This window comes from Epilithonimonas sp., assembly GCF_032055105.1.
GTDB lineage: Bacteria > Bacteroidota > Bacteroidia > Flavobacteriales > Weeksellaceae > Epilithonimonas.
Genome location: NZ_DAMBRK010000002.1, coordinates 210,184 through 228,473 on the forward strand (window position 1 = coordinate 210,184; position 18,290 = coordinate 228,473).

Sequence of the window (18,290 nt, forward strand, 5' to 3'; positions counted from 1 at the left end):
GTTCGAGCCCAGCAAGAGGAGCAAACCACTAGATTAATCTAGTGGTTTTTTGTTTTTATTAGGTTGTAGCTTGAATATTTTATATTTTTAAGGATCAAAATAATCTCAGTTGTTGTGTCTTGCTTCCTGTAAAATGTTCGGTTGTGAGGATTGCTCTTTCTCTGTTATTAAAAAATTTCTTCTTCCCAATTTCAAATGTTTTATGAATCATTTCTGCGATGTTTCCTTCGCCTTGATAACGTTGGAAAAATCGTTTTTCACCGAGATTTCCGCCTCGCATTGAGCGGATGAGATTCAGGACTTTATCCTTTCTGTGTGGGAAATGCGCTTCCAACCATTGAACAAAAACAGGTTCAACAGTGTCATTTAGTCTTACCAAAGTATAACCGCAACTTCTTGCGCCAGCTTCGGAAACGGATTTCATAATGGATAAACTTTCTTCACTTGTCAAAGCCGGAATGACAGGTGCAATCATCACATTCACAGGAATATTTTTCTCAGATAAAACTCCAATGGCTTTCAATTTGTTTTTTGCGGTGGAAGTTCGTGGTTCCATTACTCTTCTCAAGTCTTCGTTAAGCGTCGGAATGCTCATCGAAACCGAAATCAAATTTTTTTCCACCATTTTTTCAAGAATATCCAAATCTCTCAAAACCAAAGCATTTTTTGTAATAATGGAAACCGGATGTCTGTAATCGAGACAAACCTGAAGGAGTTTTCTGGTGATTTCAAATTGTCTTTCAATGGGTTGATAACAGTCTGTATTTCCGGAAAGCATAATTGGTTTTGGAATGTAAGATTTCTTTTGAAATGTTTTTTCCAGAAGTTCTGGCGCATTTTTCTTGACCATCAATTTTCTTTCAAAATCAACTCCTGCGCTATAACCCCAAAATTCGTGAGTTGGTCGCGCAAAACAATAGGAACAACCGTGTTCGCAACCTTGATACGGATTCATAGAATAATCCATTGAAAGATCCGTACTTTTCAAAACATTGATAATTGTCTTTGGAAAAACTTCTGTAACCTGAGTTTTGATTTTTTCCAATTCATAGTCTTCCGGCTCGAAAGTATATCTGTCGAATCGGTTGATGACATTGCGTTGCGCGCCTTGACCTTTTGGAATTAAATCTGACATAAGTTGTTGAAAATTAACGCAAAGGCGCAAATTAAATTTATTAGTAAATCGTTTTAAGTCGCAAAGCTTTGCGACTTAAATAAGTTAATAAGGAAAAAAACTTTCCGCCTTTGACTTCGTCTAATCTTTGATTTGCGATAAAATTGATTGGAATTATTGTTTCAAAATTATAACTTGAGAAATGAAAAATATCTTAAAATTCTGGAAAGTTTTCCACAAAAAAATCCGGCTCGTGAGAACCGGAAATTTGTATAATTAAAATAGTGTGTGTTATAAGAATGCATCTAATTCTACGCCGTCATTCGGAGAAGCATAATGTCTTTTTTTAGAATTTCCGAATAATAAATGGTGGTCAGAATAGTCGCTGTTGTAGACTTTGTTTTTCAAATATTTCCTTACAAAAAAGGCACTCAGGACAGCTGTTGTCCCAAAGATTCCGGCAAATATTATTTCTAGGTTCCTGTTCATATATATTAAGTTTTGGCTTTTTGTGAAGCAAAAGATGTTCCTTTTTGACGTGCCGATATCAATCTTATCAAAAATTTAAGATTCTGAATGACACTTTTTACAGTTCAGTCGAATTTTTTAACAGTTCGGTCACATATAATTGCTTAACTTTTCTTTCTGACATAATTTTGAACCAAGAAATTAAGAAATGCAAAGAAAAAATATCATACCGCTATTCTGGGTAGGTTTTGGAGTTAACCTTTTTTTCTTCATCGTAGATACAGATGAGAAAACGGTGGAAAACTTTTTCTATGGACTTTTGGTTTGTTTGATGTATTCGTTCTTTATCGGAATCAGTAATGGATTGACAAATGAATTTCTAAACAAAAAATTCCCTTGGGCAAAACAAACCAGAACTCGAACCATTTTTGGAATCATTGCATTAGTGATTGTGAATGTTGTGGTAAGTTATTTATGTGGTTACCTGAATTTTGTTGTGATTCAGAAAACAGCGACAACAGAAACTTTCTTCTCGGGTAAATATAATTTTATCAATTGGTTCACAATTAATATCGCCTTGATGATATCGGCTTTTCTCCACGCCAAGGGTTTTATGGAGGAACTGAAAAAGAATACCAAAAAAGAAGTTGTAGAACAGAAGTTAATCGCAAAATCTGCCAACGCGCAATTTGAATCGTTAAAGAATCAATTGGACCCGCATTTTCTTTTCAATTCTTTGAACGTTTTAACCGCTTTGATTGATGAAAATCCTGAACAGGCACAGAAATTCACGACATCGATGTCAAAGATTTACCGCTATGTTTTGGAACAGAAAGATAAGGAAATGGTAAAAGTGGAAGACGAGATAGAATTTGCTAAAATATACTGCAATCTTCTGAAAACCAGATTCGAAGACAGTGTTGATTTTACTTTTGATATTAATCCTGATGATTTGCAAAAATTCGTGGTTCCGCTTTCGTTACAATTGTTGTTGGAAAATTGCATCAAACACAATTTTGCAACCTCATCAAAACCATTGAATATCAGAATCTTAACAGAAGGAAAATTTCTCTCCATCGAAAATAATCTCCAAATAAGAGAACAACTTAAAGAAAGTGCAGGAATCGGTTTGGCAAATATTGTTCAGCGTTACGCACTTCTTACAAAAGACAATGTTTTTATAGAAAAAACAGAACAGACATTTAAAGTTAAAATACCAATATTAATAGAAAAAAAATCTCAGACAATGACAGCTTACACCACACAAGAAACAGAAAGTATTGCTTACGAAAAAGCAGTAAAAAGAGTAAAAGAAATCAAAGGATTCTATGGAAATCTTATCTCATATTGCATTATCATTCCGTTTTTGGTAATCCTTAACCTTATGACCTCTCCAAGACAACTTTGGTTTTATTGGCCAATGCTAGGCTGGGGAATCGGACTATTGGCTCACGGAATGAACGTCTTTGCAATCGGAAAAAACTGGGAAGAAAAGAAAATCCGTGAAATTATGAACAATCAGAAATAATTTAAAAAACTTATCACAATGGAAAATATTAATAAAGAAAATCCACGTTACGAAATGGCTGTGGAAAGAGTGAAAAAAATCAAAAACTTCTATTCTGGATTGCTTGTTTTTGCAATCGTGTTCGGAGTGATTTACGGTGTCAAATTCTTCAAACACGGCTTTCCTCAAAATCTTGGCGAGATGCAGGTTTCTTGGATTTTCATCATCTGGGGATTGATTTTGGCAATCAAAGGCGTAAAGTTATTTTTCTTCAATTCTGATTGGGAGAATGATATGATTAATAAAGAAATTAAAAAGCAAAACAATGGAAATCATTAATAAACAAGACGATATCAAATATCTTGAAGCCAGAAGAAGAGTGAAAAAATTGAAAGGGTTTTATACACATTTGGCGATTTACATCTTTGTTAATCTGTTGATTGTGTTTATTAATATTCAGGATTTGAAACCTGGTGAAAGTTATTTTCAATATAAGAATTTCATCACATTATTCTTTTGGGGAATAGGTTTGGTGGCGCACGGACTGAGTGTTTTTGTTCCTCAGTTTGTTCTTGGAAAAGATTGGGAAGAGCGAAAAATCAGAGAATTGATGGAAAAAAATAAATAATATTTTCCTTAATTTCGATTCAATAAAAAACTATAAAAATGATAAGAACGATAATCATCGAAGACGAAAAACCTGCAGTCAGAAGACTTGAAAAATTATTAGGTTTATTTTCTGATTTAGAGTTAGTTGCAAGCCTTAATTCTGTGGAAGAAGCGGTTGATTGGTTTCAGGAAAATGAACATCCGCAATTGATTTTTTCGGATATTGTTTTAGGAGACGGATTATCGTTTGATATTTTTGATAAAGTTTCAACCAAGGCTTTTATCATTTACACAACCGCTTTTGACCAATACACATTGAAAGCTTTTAAGTTGAATAGTATCGATTATCTTTTAAAACCAATTGAAGAAGAAGATTTAGCAAAAGCTATTGAAAAATTTAAATCGTTCTTACCAGAAGACGAAACAGTTAATTCGCAGGAAATCAGACAAATTGTTCGAAAGGAAAAATCGACACTTTCCAGAATTTTGGTAAAAATCGGATATAATCTAAAAGTGGTTTCCATTAATGAAGTAAGTTGTTTCTTCAGCGAAAATAAAATTGTTTATCTGCAAACCAAAGAACGAACTTATCCAACAGATTTCACCTTGGACGAACTGGAAAATGTGTTGGAAGACACTAAGTTTTTCCGAGTGAACAGACAGTTTATCATCAGTTCAGATTACATCAAAAACATCCATACTTCCCCGAATTATAAAGTTGATTTGGAATTTCAACCTGATGAAGAAATTACGGTTAGTCGAGAACGAGTGAAGGATTTTAAAGATTGGCTAATAAAATAAATTTAATATGTCTGACTTTACTTTTGAAGACAAAAATAGCCTCGGAAACTCATTTAATAATAATGAAAAATTAGAAATGGAAGAGAACATATCTCACGTCTGGCACGAAGTGGGACATATCGTTGGAAATATTATCGCTAAAAAACTTGGATATGATTTTGGCGGATTTAAAGAAATTTCTTTTTTATCGCCGGAATCGGGACAATCATATGTTAAACAAATAGAATTAAACTATTTTATTGCTTCTGAAAGACCTAGAGGTTATTTAGATTTTTATGGACAAAAAAATGAAAGTTATTTTAATAAAGAAGATGAAGAAAAAATAAAAGAGGAAACGAAGCATTTAAAGAAATTACTGCATTATTTTATTTATCTGTTTTCAGGAGGGTATTTTAATATTTTTTACTATAAAAAAGAAGAAAATCCAAGTGAAGATGATTTTGAAAATTGTTATTATGACTCAATACGAGATTACTACGGAAATCATTTTGCAAGTAGAGCAGGAAACGATTGGTCAAAAGTTCGAGAACTTTCGGGATATCAAAAATTACATTTAGGAAAAATAATTTATTTCAGAAATGAGTTGTTCAATATTTTTAAAGAGATTGGAATATTCAAATTGTTATCTGAAAGCATAGATGAAATTGCGAAGGAGTTTAATGGAAAAAAAATGGACGAAAAAGAGTCGATGTTAATCTATGAAAAGATAAGTGTTACTTTAGAAAGTCTTGATATGGGTTCCTTGCAAGAAATTGAACAATTAATAAACTCAACTCTAAAAGATTTAACGTGAAATTTAGATATTAAAATAAAAACGCCCGATATTCTCGAGCGTTCTACTTAAAATATTATGAGTGTGAAATTGGGTTATCTTCTAGGATCATTCATTGCAAAATCTCTGTCTTTTTTCCAGTCTTTGTGCTGGTAAGCCATATAATTCTCATATTGTTGTTTGTTCAGGATTTTTCTGATTCTTGCGTTATATTCTCTTTCGCTCAATCTTTCTCTTGACAACCTATCGATTTTCTTTTGCTGAGCGGGATTCAAACGGATTCCGGCAAAATCTTTTTGATATTGATGAGTTTCAACTTTTACGTTTCTCATTCCATTGTCTCTTTTCTGTGCACTAGCAGTGAATGCGATAACTAAACTTACTGCTAAAACTAACTTTTTCATAATTTCTAAAATTTTTAATGTTAATATTGATTAGCGTTCTTGTTTAATAAGATTCAATATTGGTGCCTGAAAGTACCATTGTTAGGGAGTTGTAGAAGAATGATTGTTATTTACCGACGAGGAATTCAAATGTATAGACAAAACCGGCTTTACGAGATTTTCATAAAGCCGGTTTTAATATTTTATTCTAAAGGATTTTAAGAAATCACTCCACTTCCAATCAACTCATCATCGATGTACCAAGCAGCAAATTGTCCTTCAGCAATCGCAGACTGAGGATTTTCAAATTCCATATAAAAGCCATCTTCGAATTGATAAATCGTAGCTTTTTCCAAAGTCTGGCGATAACGGATTCTGGCCATCACTTCCATAGATTCTCCGTTTTTCAATCTCAAATCCTCACGAACCCAATGAACTTCAGAATTATCGATTTTCAAAGCTTTTCTGAATAGTCCAGGGAAACTTCTTCCTTCACCAACGAAAATGATATTATTTTCCATTTCTCTGGAAATGATGAAACAACTTTCTTTGTGTCCGCCGATTCCCAAACCTTTACTTTGTCCGATTGTGAAAAATTGTGCGCCTTGATGCTTGCCAATCACTTTTCCGTCCTCTTTTTTATAATTGATTTTTGCAGACAGATATTCCAATTCTTCCAATTTCGAATTAAAAGTTGGCGTTTCTTTATGGAATTCAGCAAAGTCATTGAAGATTTCTACAATTTCGCCTTCCTTCGGAACCAATTGTTGCTGAAGAAAAGTCGGTAAACTTACTTTTCCAATGAAGCAAAGTCCTTGAGAGTCTTTCTTATCAGCCGTTACCAAACCTTGCTCTTTCGCAATTTCACGAACTTCAGGTTTTGTTAATTCTCCAATCGGGAACAACGCTTTTGATAATTGGTCTTGACTTAGTTGACAAAGGAAATAACTTTGGTCTTTGTTGTTATCTTTTCCGGCTAAAAGATGAAAAATTTCTTTTCCATTTTCATCAATTGTTGAATGAACTCGCGCATAATGTCCTGTCGCCACTTTCTCTGCACCAAGTGATAAAGCCGTTTTCATAAACACATCGAATTTCACTTCTCTGTTACAAAGTACATCAGGATTTGGCGTTCTGCCTTTCTGATATTCATCGAACATATAATCTACAATTCTTTCTTTGTAGAGTTCACTCATATCAATTACCTGAAAAGGAATTCCTAATTTTTGTGCGACGAGAAGCGCATCATTACTGTCTTCTATCCAAGGACACTCGTCCTCCAAAGTTACCGACGCATCATTCCAATTGCGCATAAAAAGTCCGATAACCTCGTGACCCTGCTGTTGTAAAAGATAAGCGGTCACGCTAGAATCTACGCCTCCGGAAAGGCCTACTACTATTTTCATTGTTTTTCAATTTTACGAAACTCTTGACGGGAGTTCTTAGTTTGAGGTTGCAAAAATACGATAATTGATTATTAAATTCACTCCAATTTCTATAATTGAAAAAATCGATAAAAAAAAACCGATGAAAATTTTCATCGGTCTTTTATTTAATTAAATTTTTTCTGGTTTTTTCTCTTTCTGCGATTCTCCTTCTAATCCGTCTTTGGCTTCGTTTAGTTTAAGAACAACTTTTTCGCCTTCACCAAATTGTTTGTTGACAAGCATTTCTGCAAGCAAGTCTTCGATATATTTTTGGATAGCTCGTTTCAGAGGTCTTGCTCCAAAGTCTTTGTCCCAGCCTTTTTCAGCAATGAAATCTTTGGCTTCATCTGTCAATTCTACACCATAACCCAATTTTTCTAATCTGCTGTAAAGTTTTCCAAGTTCTAGGTCGATAATTCTTCTTATATCTGTCTGCTCAAGAGAGTTGAAGATAATAATATCATCAATTCTGTTCAAGAATTCTGGTGCGAAAGCTTTCTTCAAAGCACTTTCGATGGTTGACCTTGCTCTTGCATCTGTATTGGTTTTCTTCGCAGAAGTTCCAAATCCTACTCCGTCTCCGAAATCTTTCAAATCTCTGGTTCCGATATTCGAAGTTAGAATAATGATTGTATTTCTAAAATCAATTTTTCTTCCAAGAGAATCCGTTACAAAACCTTCATCCAATATTTGCAATAAGATATTGAAAACATCTGGATGCGCTTTTTCAATTTCATCTAACAAAACAACAGCATAAGGTTTTCTACGAACAGCTTCTGTCAATTGACCACCTTCTTCATAGCCAACGTATCCTGGAGGCGCACCAACCAATCTTGATACGGCAAATTTCTCCATATATTCACTCATATCTATTCTGATTAATGCTTCATCAGAATCAAATAATTCGCGAGCCATTACTTTCGCCAATTCGGTTTTACCAACACCTGTAGTTCCAAGGAAAATGAATGTTCCAATTGGACGATTCGGGTCTTTAAGACCAGCTCTGTTTCTTTGGATAGCTTTCACTACTTTTTTAACAGCGTCTTGCTGACCAATAACTTTTCCGTTCAGTTTTTCATCCATTTGAGCCAATTTATCAAGCTCATTTTTACCAACTTTTGTTACAGGAACTCCACTCATCATAGAAACAACTTCTGCTACATTTTCTTCTGTAACATCTTCTTTTTTCTCTTTGACGTCTTTGTCCCATTGTTCTTGAGCAAGATTCAATTCGATTTGAAGCCTTTCTTCCTCGTCCTTCAATTTTCTTGCTTCCAGATAATCCTGAGCTTTTACTGCCTGTTGTTTCAAGTCCTTAACTTCTTCGATACGTTTTTCGTGATCGATGATTTCCGTAGGAACTTTCATATTCTTGATATAAACTCTAGAACCAGCTTCGTCCATTGCATCAATTGCTTTGTCTGGAAGAAATCTGTCTGTAATATATCTTGAAGTTAAATTCACACAAGCATTGATGGCCTCATCACTGTAATGAACATTGTGATGGTCTTCATATTTATCTTTGATCTGGTGAAGAATTTGAATCGTTTCCTCGATAGAAGTTGGTTCAACCATTACCTTCTGGAATCTTCTTTCCAAAGCTCCATCTTTCTCTATGTATTGGCGATATTCGTCCAAAGTAGTAGCTCCGATGCATTGAATCTCTCCTCTTGCCAAAGCCGGTTTGAACATATTGGAAGCGTCCAAACTTCCTGTTGAACTTCCTGCGCCGACAATTGTATGTAACTCATCAATGAAAAGAATGACATCTCTATTTTTTTCCAATTCCGTCATTATCGCTTTCATTCTTTCTTCGAATTGTCCACGGTACTTTGTCCCAGCAACCAAACTTGCCAAATCCAAAGTAATGACACGTTTGTTGAAAAGAACTCTGGAAACTTTTTTCTGCTGAATTCTCAAAGCTAATCCCTCTGCTATTGCAGATTTACCAACTCCAGGCTCACCAATCAAAAGAGGGTTGTTCTTTTTTCTTCTTGATAAAATCTGAGAAACACGTTCGATTTCTTTCTCACGCCCAATAACAGGATCTAATTTTCCGTCTCTTGCAAGAGCTGTCAAATCACGACCAAAATTATCTAGTGTAGGTGTTTTACTTTTCTGAGCACCAAGATTACCCGTTGGCTTCTTCATTTGGCTGTAAGGTTCTTCTTTTTCATCCTCATCATCGTAAGCACTATTTTGCGGCAATTGATCTGTGTTTTTCAACATCGTTCTATATGCCTTTTGAACTGCATCATAATCTATGTCGTAAGCTTGAAGAATACTTGAACTAGGATCTTCTTGTTTATACAATATCCCTAATAAAAGATGGACAGTATTGATATCGGCAGATTGATACTGGCGACATTCCAATTCTGATCTTTTAACAGCTTGGTCTGCCATTTTTGTAAAAGAAATGCTTCCCATATTTGCGGTAAATGGATTAGAATTCACAGCACTTAGGGTTTCTATTTTTCTTTTTATCTGAGTAAGGTCCGCGCTTAAGTTTTCGAGGATTTCCTTTGCAGAATTTTCAGTTTTGATGATTCCTAGAAGGAAATGTTCTGTATTCAGAAATTCACTCTGCAAACGCCTTGCTTCATTTTTGCTTTGCTTGAACACGCGGTTCAAACCGTCTGAAAATTTATAATCCATAATTAAAAATTATACACTAAGTTATGTTTTTTATGATAAATCCTACAATTATTTATTGTAAAATTTAAATATTTGTTTGCAAATAGATTGCCATTAGAAAAAAATGGACTTTATGACCTGATTTTTTTTAAAAAATTGTTTAGGTTTGTAATCCTTAAAAAAACTATTAATGGAAAATTGGTCAGAATATGTGGGTTATTTAGCTTCTGCCTTTGTGGTTGCTAGTTTTCTGCTGAAAGATATTAAAACGATCAGAACTGTTAATTTATTGGGTTGCATCTGTTTTGTTATTTATGGAGTCTATAGTGGAATGCTTTGGCCAATCATTATTCCTAATGGGATTCTTGCTTTGATCCAAGTCTATAACATCTTTAAAAAGGATTAAAAATGAAAGTTATCGTAAGTGTTTTCAATAATTTATATACCGACCAGCGAGTGGAAAAGGTATGTAAAACACTTTATGATAATGGCTACCAACCTATTCTAATTGGCTGTAATTGGCTTGGAGCGCCGGAAATGGAGCGTCCTTACCGTTTTTTCAGGATTGAATTGAAATCGAAAACACTGCGTTTTGCATATATCGAATATCAAAGAAAACTTTATAAAGAACTCTTAAAACATACTGACAATAAGACCATTTTGTTAGCCAATGATTTAGAAACTTTAATGCCAAATTATCTCATTTCCAAAAAACTCAATATTCCAATCATCTTTGACAGCCACGAGATTTTTACGGAAATGCCGACAATCCAAGGACGTTGGGTAAAACATGTTTGGAAAAAAATAGAAAAGACATTTGTACCAAAAATCAAACGCATGATTACCGCAAGTAACTCATACGCTAATTGGTTTGTGAAAGAATATGAAATCAATAAACCGGTTGTAATCAACAATCTTCCTAGAAAGATTGAGTTTACAGGAACTAAGGAAAATTCAAAAAAAATAATTCTTTATCAAGGTTGGCTTAATTATTCCCGAGGAATTGATAAAGCGATTCTTGCAATGCAATCTATTGAAAATGCAGAGCTTTGGATTGCTGGAGGAGGTCCTTTGGAAGCTGAATTTCGGGAAGTTGCAAAAACCGCTAATGTTTTGGATAAAGTCAAATTCCTTGGAAAACTTTGTCCTTCTGACCTTCGTGAGATTACACCAAAAGCTGATGTTGGTTTGAGCATCGAGGAAAATAATGGCTTAAGTTATTACTATTCTTTGCCCAACAAAATCTCCGATTACATCCAGTCGAGAGTTCCTGTTGTGGTTTCCAATTTTCCAGAAATGACGAACATTGTCAATTCTTTCGAAGTGGGAGAAATTATTGAAAATCATTCTCCTGAGCATCTTGCGGAGAAAATAAATCTGGTTTTAAATAATGGAAAAGCCTTTTATCTTCATAACTTAAATGTCGCTTCTGATGAACTTTGTTGGGAAAATGAGGAAGATAAAATTCTGAAAATCTTCAGCGATTCTAGAAAAGAATTGGAACACAGTTATTAAGCTTTTCTTGTTTTTCATATCTAAAGCTTGTACGATTTTTGATACAATACTACTCTAAAAAATAAATAAAATGAAATCTTTTATATTGATAATAAGCTTTGCCTTGATGACTGCAAGTTGTGGTAGTCAGGTTTATCTGGATCCAGCAACATTAGGCTCCGTTGTGGAGAAAAAGGAATTTGATTTCAACGCAACTAAGGCATTTCCTACGAATTATGATGTCATTAATGTAATGAATTCGATGCCAAATTCTACAGGAACTCGAATTCTGAATCTTGATCCTGGTTATGGATTCAATTTGAAAAAAGATTTATTCAGTGTGGCTTTGCCTTATTTTGGAAGAGCGTTTACGGTTAATCCGGGCGATGCGAATAATGGTGGAATTAGATTCGAATCCAAAGAATTTTCTATAAAACAATCTACGAGCAAAAAAGGAAAAACACTTTTTGTGATTACACCAAGAGACCAGCAAGAAAATTATGTTTTCAATCTGGAGATTCTCAAAAATGGAAGTGCGTTTTTATCAATAAATTCGAATAACAGACAACCAATAAGTTTTGATGGAAACATTTCAGCGCCGAAATAATTAATTACCCAATAATTTCTTTACAAAATCTCTCGCTTCAGAACTTGGATTAGAAAACAGTTCTGAAGCATTTTTTTTATGTTCTTGGAAAGAATTTTCCAGCAAGTGGTCATTTTTTGCCTTTTCAAGAATATACTCTTTTACCCAAAATTCGAAGCGTTTTTGCGCTTGATTTTTTCTGGTTTCTAGGAAAGTTCCGTTTTTTATTTTTAACGAAGTATAATCTTCAATTTTATTAAAGACTTCATCCAATCCTGTTTTCTCCAACGCTGAACCAAGAATCACGGGAATTTTCCAATTTTTCTCTTTCGGAGTGATAAATTGCAATGCTCTTGTCAATTCGGTTTTTGTCATTTTAGCGTTAGAAAGATTCTCAGAATTGACTTTATTAATGAAAATCAAATCCGCCATTTCCATTATTCCACGCTTAATTCCTTGTAATTCGTCACCGGTTCCGATGACTTTCAGAAAAAGAAAAACATCGGTAATGTCATTCACTAATGTTTCACTTTGACCAACGCCAACAGTTTCTATTAATATGTAATCATAACCTCCAGCTTCACAAATCAAAAGACTTTCAAAAGTGGTATTCGCAATCCCTCCCAAAAATCCGGAGCTTGGACTTGGACGGATAAACGCATTTGGATCTTTAGCAAGTTCTTCCATTCTAGTTTTATCGCCGAGAATACTTCCTTTGTTGATGGATGAACTTGGATCAATTGCTAAAACAGCCACTTTTTTCCCTTGTTCAATTGCTAATTTTCCAAAGCTTTCTATAAAAGTTGATTTTCCAGCACCGGGAACGCCTGTAATTCCAATTCGCACAGATTTTCCTGTGAATGGTAAGATTTCTTTCAGTAATTGATCTGCGATTTTTCTGTGCTCAGGCTTTTTACTTTCGACAAGTGTAATCGCTTTTCCCAAAATCCTTTTGTCCGAAGATTGGATTCCATCGATATAATCCTGCAAGCTGAGTTGTTTTGTCATTGGGAATTTGGAATAATTACAAATTACGATTGGCTAGTTTTATCTGCAACCAAATTGATTACTTTTGATAAAATCAAATTCAAAAATAATGAAAAAATACCTATACAGTTTGTGTCTATTGGGCGTAATTGTCTATTCTTGTAAAACGCAACAAACAACATCTCCAACTTCTGAAACAAATTCTGCAATTGCCAATCTTTCTAATGAAGAGATTCTTAAAAAAGGAGAAGATTTGTACAGCCTACGTTGCGGGAGATGTCACGGCTTACCAACACCTTCAGAGTACACCGTTGCCGATTGGAAGCCGATTATGGCAGCAATGGCGCCAAAAGCAAAATTGACGGCAGAAGAAACCAACTGGGTTTTGGCTTACGTGAACGCTAATGCGAAGAAATAAGCTTATGAAATAATCGGCATAGATTAAAAAATCCCACCATCACTGTGATTCTCAAAATAAGAGTCAATCTCCAATTTTCCAGATTTGGTTGCAGCCACGGCTAATTGGTCACAAATTTCATTTTCTGGATGACCAGCGTGACCTTTTATCCAATGGATTTTAGGATTGTGAAGTTGATAGAGTTTATAAAATACTTGCCAAAGGTCGGGATTTTTCACATTTTTCCAACCGCGTTTTATCCAACCGTAAATCCATTTTTGATTGATGGCGTCTGCAACATATTTGCTATCAGTATAGATATGAACATCGTTATCTGAAGTTCTCAGATTTCCAAGAGCCACGATAACAGCCATCAATTCCATTCTGTTATTCGTGGTTTTCCGGAACCCTTTGGAGTAGGTTTTCTGATATTTTTTTTCGGGAACACGCATTAGAATTCCGTAACCGCCAGGTCCGGGGTTTCCACTGCAAGCGCCGTCTGTAAAGATTTCGATTCTCAAATTAGAAAAAAATTAATGATTAATTGTTGTTTTGTATTCAAATCAATTATCAACTATTATTTATCAATCATTACATTAGAAAGGCATATCATCATCGTCATCATTCATTGCAGAACCAGACAATTGATTGTTGTTAGGTAATCCAAAGGCTGCGCCTGGGTCAATGGTGATATTTATTTTATCAAATCCAGAAGGCTCGTCTTTTTGTCCAAAGTTGGAAGGCGTATATTCGTAATTCGTTCCAAGGTCGGCGAATTTACCAATGTTTTTGTGGAAAGCTAAACGAACGTCTGCCGTTGCACCATTTCTATGTTTTGCAATAATGATTTCGGCTTGGTTTTCTGTACTCGTTTCCGCGCCTTCTTCGTCATTGTCCCAAACCGCAATTTTATAATATTCTGGTCGAAAGATGAAAGATACAATATCCGCATCCTGCTCAATCGCTCCGGATTCCCTAAGGTCAGAAAGCATCGGTCTTTTGCCTGGTCTTGTTTCCACACTTCTGGAAAGCTGAGACAGGGCGATTACAGGGACATTCAATTCTTTTGCGATGGCTTTTAAGGAACGAGAAATCATAGAAATCTCCTGCTCACGGTTTCCTCCTCCTTTTCCGGAACTAGCGGTCATCAGCTGGAGATAATCGACCATAATCATTTTAACGCCGTGTTGCATTACCAATCTTCGGCACTTTGCCCTAAAATCGAATATAGAAAGTGAAGGCGTTTCATCAATATAAAGTGGCGCATTTTCCAAAGCAGAAACGTTGGTGAAGAGTCTTTGCCACTCATCATCTGACATTTGACCTTTTCTCAATTTCTCAGAAGAAATTCCAGTTTCTGAAGAAATCATCCTTGTAATCAACTGTACCGATGCCATCTCCAAAGAGAATAGTGCCATTGGAATATTGTGGTCAACACAAATGTTTCTCGCCATAGAAAGTATAAACGCCGTTTTACCCATCGCAGGTCTTGCTGCAATGATGATGAGGTCAGAGTTTTGCCAACCTCCGGTTTCTTTGTCAAGAGCTGTAAATCCAGATGGAACTCCGGATAATCCTTCTTTATCTTTAAGCGCTTTGATTTTGTCAATCGCTTCTTTTACTAATGAATTCGCGGTATCGAAACCCTTCTTAATGGTTCCATTCGTGATTTCAAAAAACGATTGTTCAGCTTTGTCCAACAATTCGAAAACGTCGGTTGATTCTTTGTAAGAACTATCGATAACATTGGCTGAAACATTAATTAAAGAACGAAGAATATATTTTTCAAGAATCACACGCACATGGTATTCGATATGCGCAGAAGAACTTACACCCATTGTCAAATCGATGATGTAATGGTCACCGCCGGCAAGATTCAGTTTTTCATTCTTTTTTAAATCCTGAATAACAGTCATCAAATCAATTGGTGAATTGCTTTCATACAGTTTTAGAATTGTAGCAAAAATCGTCTGATGTCTCGGGTCGTAGAAAACTTCGGGTGTCAATAAGTCAATAGAATGATCTAGACCCTTTCTATCGATTAGAAAAGTTCCGATGACGATTTTCTCAAAGTCTAATGCATTTGGAGGCATTTTGCCATCCGAAATAGAGAGCTCCTTTGCAAAATTACCCTGCGTAAGCGATGATAATGTGTCCTTTTGTGCCATTGTACAAAGATATAATTTTTGAAAGTTTTATCAATTTTAGTTATATGCAAACAACTAACATTTTACGTATTCAAATGTTGATAAATTAAAATAATTTGTAACATTTTCTCGAAAAATGGAACTTAATAGATAGAAATATTAGCAAATTCCGAATTTATTAAATTTAACAAAAATATTAGTCCTATGCTGCAACGATTTATCAGATTAGAATTCAAAAGTTTTTTCAGGTCCAGTTCTTTGGCAGCCAATATTATTGTTAAGATTTTCCAGCTTTTGGGAGTCTTGTACATTTTAGCTTTATTTGTTTTTCTGGCATTTGGTGTATTCTATTTTCCGAAGCAAAAATTGCATATCGACCCATTGCCTTTCATTAGCAAGTTTCTAATTTATTGGTTGATGGCAGATTTGTTTCTACGATATTTTTTCCAGCAAATGCCAACTCAGAATATCAAACCTTTTCTGACAATGAATATCAAAAAAAGTACGCTGGTCAATTATATGATTAGCAAGACTTTTCTTTCATTTTTCAGTTGGGGTGGACTTTTTGTTTACCTTCCGCTTTTAGGAATTTTACTTTACAATGGCTATTCTGTTGCAGGAAGTTTCTCTTGGATTTTTGCAATCATCATTATCACGTTTTTCAGCAATTTTGTGAACATTCTTCTGAATGGAAAAGATGCAGTTGTGTGGATTGTAGGCGGACTTTTGGTTTTTGCAGCTGGATTAGATTATTATAAAATCATTTCATTATCAAGTGTTTCCGAAATGATTTTTATGAGTTTCTATAATCATTGGTGGCTCATTATTGTCCCGATTGTAATGATGATTGTCGGTTTCGTTTTCACGAGAAAATACATCCGAGGCAATTTCTATCTCGACAAAGGTCTTGAAATGAAACAGGAAGTTGGAAATACAGAAAATATCCAATTTCTGAATAAATACGGCGTTCTTGGAACTTTTATCAACAACGATATCCGAATGATAAAACGAAGCAAAGCAGCAAAATCTATCGCTTTGGGAAGTTTTCTGTTCTTGTTTTATGGTTTGCTTTTATTCAGTTCTCCCGCTTACAAAACGGCTTATATGCAATTGTTTATGGGGCTTTTCGTAACTGGTGGGTTTCTGTTTTTGTTTGGACAGAGAGTTCCTTCATTTGATAGTTCATATTATCCATTAATGATGACGCTCAACGTTCCCTACAAAGAATATCTGAAAGCTAAATGGTGGATGATTGTGAGCGCTGTTGCTATGAGTATGGTTCTAGCAGTTGGTTATGCGTTTGTGAGTTGGGATTTGTATTTTACGTTTTTAGCTGCCGGACTTTACAATGTCGGCGTCAATTCTCAGGTCGTTTTGTTGTCGGGAGCATTTAACAAAAATCCGATTGACCTTAATGCGAGAGGAAAAACATTAGGCAAGAAAAATAATTTCAGTTTCAAAAATATCCTGCTGCTTCTGCCACAAATGGTTTTACCAATGGTGGTTTTCGGAGTTTCAAAATATTTTTTCGGAACAACTGCGGCTGTGGCAAGTTTGGGCGTTTTGGGATTGATTGGCTTTTTTCTTAGGGAAAAGTTCTTCGATTTCATTGTCAAGCTTTACAAAAAAGAAAAATATTCAACCATCAAAGCCTTCAAAGGAAATTAAACTTAAATTTTTTTCTTTGTTAAGTTTTACGCCTTTGTGAACCTTAAAATATTTTCAATAATTATCAAAAAAATCTTTGTGGACTTTGTGTTCAAAAAAACTCTCACTTCTTAAAATATTAATAAAATGATAATAATAAATAACCTCTCCAAAATTTACGAAACAAAAAAAGTCTTAGGAATAGAATCACTTGATTTCCAAAAAGGTCAAACCATTGGCTTAGTCGGAAATAACGGTGCCGGAAAAACCACCTTATTCAGTTTGATTCTGGATTTGATTGAGCCAAGTTCAGGTTTTGTTTCCATAGATGAAGAAAAAGTCAACGAATCCGAAAATTGGAAAAACAAAGTCGGAGCTTTTATTGATGAAACTTTTCTGATTGGTTATTTGACTCCTGAAGAATATTTCTATTTCTTAGGCGAACTTAGAGGTCAAAGCAAAGCTAACGTGGACCAATTCCTGAAAAACTTCACCGATTTCTTCAATGGAGAAATCCTGAATGCCAAAAAATATATCCGCGACCTTTCCAAAGGAAATATGAAAAAAGTAGGAATCATCGGTGCTTTAATTGGAACACCTGCAATTATCATCCTAGATGAACCTTTTGCTAATCTTGACCCTTCAACCCAAATCAAACTGAAAAACCTCATTAGAGATTGGTCACAAAACTCAGATTCAACATTCTTGATTTCCAGTCACGATTTGGCGCACACGACAGAAGTTTGCGAAAGAATTGTAGTCATCAACAAAGGCGAATTGGTAAAAGATATCCAAACTTCTCCGGAAACATTGAAAGATTTGGAGCAATATTTTGCAGACCAAGTTTCGGTTAGTTGAATTTAATATCTCGATGATTTTGCAGATAATGCAGATTTAACATTTCATCTGCTCGATTTGCGAAATCTGCGAGAATATTTCTCTGAAAAAAATAAATGCCTCGGAACTTCTGAGGCTTTTGTATTAATGTGAAGAAACTGCTTTCAACCCAACGATAGAAGCAACTAATGTGAAAATAAAAAACAGTCGCCAAAAGGTTGCCGGTTCTTTAAAGATAAAAATCCCAACCAAAACAGTTCCAACAGCGCCAATTCCAGTCCAGACTGCATAAGCCGTTCCTAATGGAAGTGTTTGTGTTGCTTTGATTAATAGAAGCATACTTGCAATCAAAGATATTCCAAAACCTGCGTACCAAAGGTAAGATTCTGCGCCCGATGTTTCTTTGGCTTTTCCTAAACAAGATGTGAATCCAACTTCAAACAGTCCTCCAAGAATTAAAAAAATCCAGTTCATTTATTT

The 18,290-nt window shown here is 34.9% G+C and carries 20 protein-coding genes and 1 tRNA gene (1 of these 21 running past the window's edge); 12 read left to right on the forward strand and 9 right to left on the reverse strand.

The annotated features are described in order from the left end of the window. Positions 1 to 21 (forward strand) — tRNA-Asn (locus RTY06_RS02435); it begins 153 nt to the left of the window's first position. Between the two features lie 73 nt (positions 22 to 94). On the opposite strand, the gene RTY06_RS02440 is transcribed toward RTY06_RS02435, so the two are convergent. Then, on the reverse strand, positions 95 to 1,135 hold the full coding sequence (locus tag RTY06_RS02440) for a PA0069 family radical SAM protein (RefSeq protein WP_312822542.1): 1,041 nt from the start codon (positions 1,133 to 1,135) through the stop codon (positions 95 to 97). Between the two features lie 270 nt (positions 1,136 to 1,405). After that, complete coding sequence (locus tag RTY06_RS02445; RefSeq protein WP_312822544.1) at positions 1,406 to 1,603, reverse strand: hypothetical protein; 198 nt, start codon at positions 1,601 to 1,603, stop codon at positions 1,406 to 1,408. A gap of 187 nt (positions 1,604 to 1,790) precedes the next feature. On the opposite strand from RTY06_RS02445, the gene RTY06_RS02450 reads away from it, so the two are divergent. Genes RTY06_RS02450 through RTY06_RS02470 form a run of 5 tightly spaced genes read left to right on the forward strand, consistent with a single transcriptional unit; the run spans position 1,791 to position 5,292 of the window. Next, positions 1,791 to 3,110 (forward strand): 2TM domain-containing protein, encoded by a 1,320-nt coding sequence (locus RTY06_RS02450; protein WP_312822546.1) that lies wholly within the window; start codon positions 1,791 to 1,793, stop codon positions 3,108 to 3,110. Between the two features lie 18 nt (positions 3,111 to 3,128). Beyond that, positions 3,129 to 3,428: a 2TM domain-containing protein gene (locus RTY06_RS02455; RefSeq protein WP_312822547.1), complete on the forward strand. Its 300-nt coding sequence runs from the start codon at positions 3,129 to 3,131 to the stop codon at positions 3,426 to 3,428. Beyond that, positions 3,415 to 3,717: a 2TM domain-containing protein gene (locus RTY06_RS02460; RefSeq protein ID WP_312822548.1), complete on the forward strand. Its 303-nt coding sequence runs from the start codon at positions 3,415 to 3,417 to the stop codon at positions 3,715 to 3,717. The genes RTY06_RS02455 and RTY06_RS02460 overlap by 14 nt, the downstream gene beginning before the upstream one ends. A gap of 38 nt (positions 3,718 to 3,755) precedes the next feature. After that, positions 3,756 to 4,499 carry a LytTR family DNA-binding domain-containing protein gene (locus tag RTY06_RS02465; protein ID WP_312822549.1) on the forward strand — a complete coding sequence of 248 codons (744 nt, stop codon included), beginning with the start codon at positions 3,756 to 3,758 and terminating at the stop codon, positions 4,497 to 4,499. A gap of 7 nt (positions 4,500 to 4,506) precedes the next feature. Then, positions 4,507 to 5,292 (forward strand): hypothetical protein, encoded by a 786-nt coding sequence (locus RTY06_RS02470; protein WP_312822551.1) that lies wholly within the window; start codon positions 4,507 to 4,509, stop codon positions 5,290 to 5,292. Positions 5,293 to 5,366: 74 nt separating this feature from the next. On the opposite strand, the gene RTY06_RS02475 is transcribed toward RTY06_RS02470, so the two are convergent. The 3 genes from RTY06_RS02475 to RTY06_RS02485 all read right to left on the reverse strand — a co-directional run bounded on the left by RTY06_RS02475 (position 5,367) and on the right by RTY06_RS02485 (position 9,736). Then, positions 5,367 to 5,675: a hypothetical protein gene (locus RTY06_RS02475; RefSeq protein ID WP_312822553.1), complete on the reverse strand. Its 309-nt coding sequence runs from the start codon at positions 5,673 to 5,675 to the stop codon at positions 5,367 to 5,369. A 197-nt stretch (positions 5,676 to 5,872) separates the two neighbouring features. Next, positions 5,873 to 7,060 (reverse strand): tRNA 2-thiouridine(34) synthase MnmA, encoded by a 1,188-nt coding sequence (mnmA, locus tag RTY06_RS02480; protein WP_312822555.1) that lies wholly within the window; start codon positions 7,058 to 7,060, stop codon positions 5,873 to 5,875. A gap of 150 nt (positions 7,061 to 7,210) precedes the next feature. Next, entirely contained in the window at positions 7,211 to 9,736 is a 2,526-nt protein-coding gene (locus RTY06_RS02485) for an ATP-dependent Clp protease ATP-binding subunit (RefSeq protein WP_312822557.1), read from the reverse strand. A gap of 169 nt (positions 9,737 to 9,905) precedes the next feature. Between RTY06_RS02485 and RTY06_RS02490 the strand changes: the two genes are divergently transcribed. The 3 genes from RTY06_RS02490 (at position 9,906) to RTY06_RS02500 (ending at position 11,816) form a co-directional block, all read left to right on the forward strand. Next, positions 9,906 to 10,121: a uroporphyrinogen decarboxylase gene (locus RTY06_RS02490; RefSeq protein WP_116035893.1), complete on the forward strand. Its 216-nt coding sequence runs from the start codon at positions 9,906 to 9,908 to the stop codon at positions 10,119 to 10,121. A 2-nt stretch (positions 10,122 to 10,123) separates the two neighbouring features. Further along, positions 10,124 to 11,230, forward strand: coding sequence for a glycosyltransferase (locus RTY06_RS02495; RefSeq protein WP_312822558.1), 1,107 nt, complete (start codon positions 10,124 to 10,126; stop codon positions 11,228 to 11,230). 70 nt (positions 11,231 to 11,300) lie between these two features. Next, on the forward strand, positions 11,301 to 11,816 hold the full coding sequence (locus RTY06_RS02500) for a DUF4251 domain-containing protein (RefSeq protein ID WP_312822559.1): 516 nt from the start codon (positions 11,301 to 11,303) through the stop codon (positions 11,814 to 11,816). Here RTY06_RS02500 and meaB read toward each other — a convergent pair whose 3' ends face one another. After that, a complete protein-coding gene (gene meaB, locus RTY06_RS02505) occupies positions 11,817 to 12,803 on the reverse strand; it encodes a methylmalonyl Co-A mutase-associated GTPase MeaB (RefSeq protein WP_312822560.1) in 987 nt (328 codons plus the stop codon). An 88-nt stretch (positions 12,804 to 12,891) separates the two neighbouring features. Here meaB and RTY06_RS02510 point away from each other — a divergent pair, with 88 nt between their 5' ends. After that, complete coding sequence (locus RTY06_RS02510) at positions 12,892 to 13,200, forward strand: cytochrome c (protein WP_312822561.1); 309 nt, start codon at positions 12,892 to 12,894, stop codon at positions 13,198 to 13,200. A 23-nt stretch (positions 13,201 to 13,223) separates the two neighbouring features. Here the strand turns inward: RTY06_RS02510 and rnhA are convergent, their stop codons facing one another. After that, positions 13,224 to 13,700, reverse strand: a complete 477-nt coding sequence (gene rnhA, locus RTY06_RS02515) for a ribonuclease HI (RefSeq protein WP_312822562.1) — start codon at positions 13,698 to 13,700, stop codon at positions 13,224 to 13,226. A 75-nt stretch (positions 13,701 to 13,775) separates the two neighbouring features. Further along, on the reverse strand, positions 13,776 to 15,347 hold the full coding sequence (dnaB, locus tag RTY06_RS02520) for a replicative DNA helicase (protein ID WP_312822563.1): 1,572 nt from the start codon (positions 15,345 to 15,347) through the stop codon (positions 13,776 to 13,778). A 183-nt stretch (positions 15,348 to 15,530) separates the two neighbouring features. On the opposite strand from dnaB, the gene RTY06_RS02525 reads away from it, so the two are divergent. Then, positions 15,531 to 16,994: a DUF5687 family protein gene (locus tag RTY06_RS02525; protein WP_312822564.1), complete on the forward strand. Its 1,464-nt coding sequence runs from the start codon at positions 15,531 to 15,533 to the stop codon at positions 16,992 to 16,994. Between the two features lie 126 nt (positions 16,995 to 17,120). Then, positions 17,121 to 17,831, forward strand: coding sequence for an ABC transporter ATP-binding protein (locus RTY06_RS02530; RefSeq protein WP_312822566.1), 711 nt, complete (start codon positions 17,121 to 17,123; stop codon positions 17,829 to 17,831). A 123-nt stretch (positions 17,832 to 17,954) separates the two neighbouring features. Here RTY06_RS02530 and RTY06_RS02535 read toward each other — a convergent pair whose 3' ends face one another. Continuing rightward, positions 17,955 to 18,284 carry a multidrug efflux SMR transporter gene (locus RTY06_RS02535; RefSeq protein ID WP_312822568.1) on the reverse strand — a complete coding sequence of 110 codons (330 nt, stop codon included), beginning with the start codon at positions 18,282 to 18,284 and terminating at the stop codon, positions 17,955 to 17,957. Positions 18,285 to 18,290: the final 6 nt, after the last annotated feature.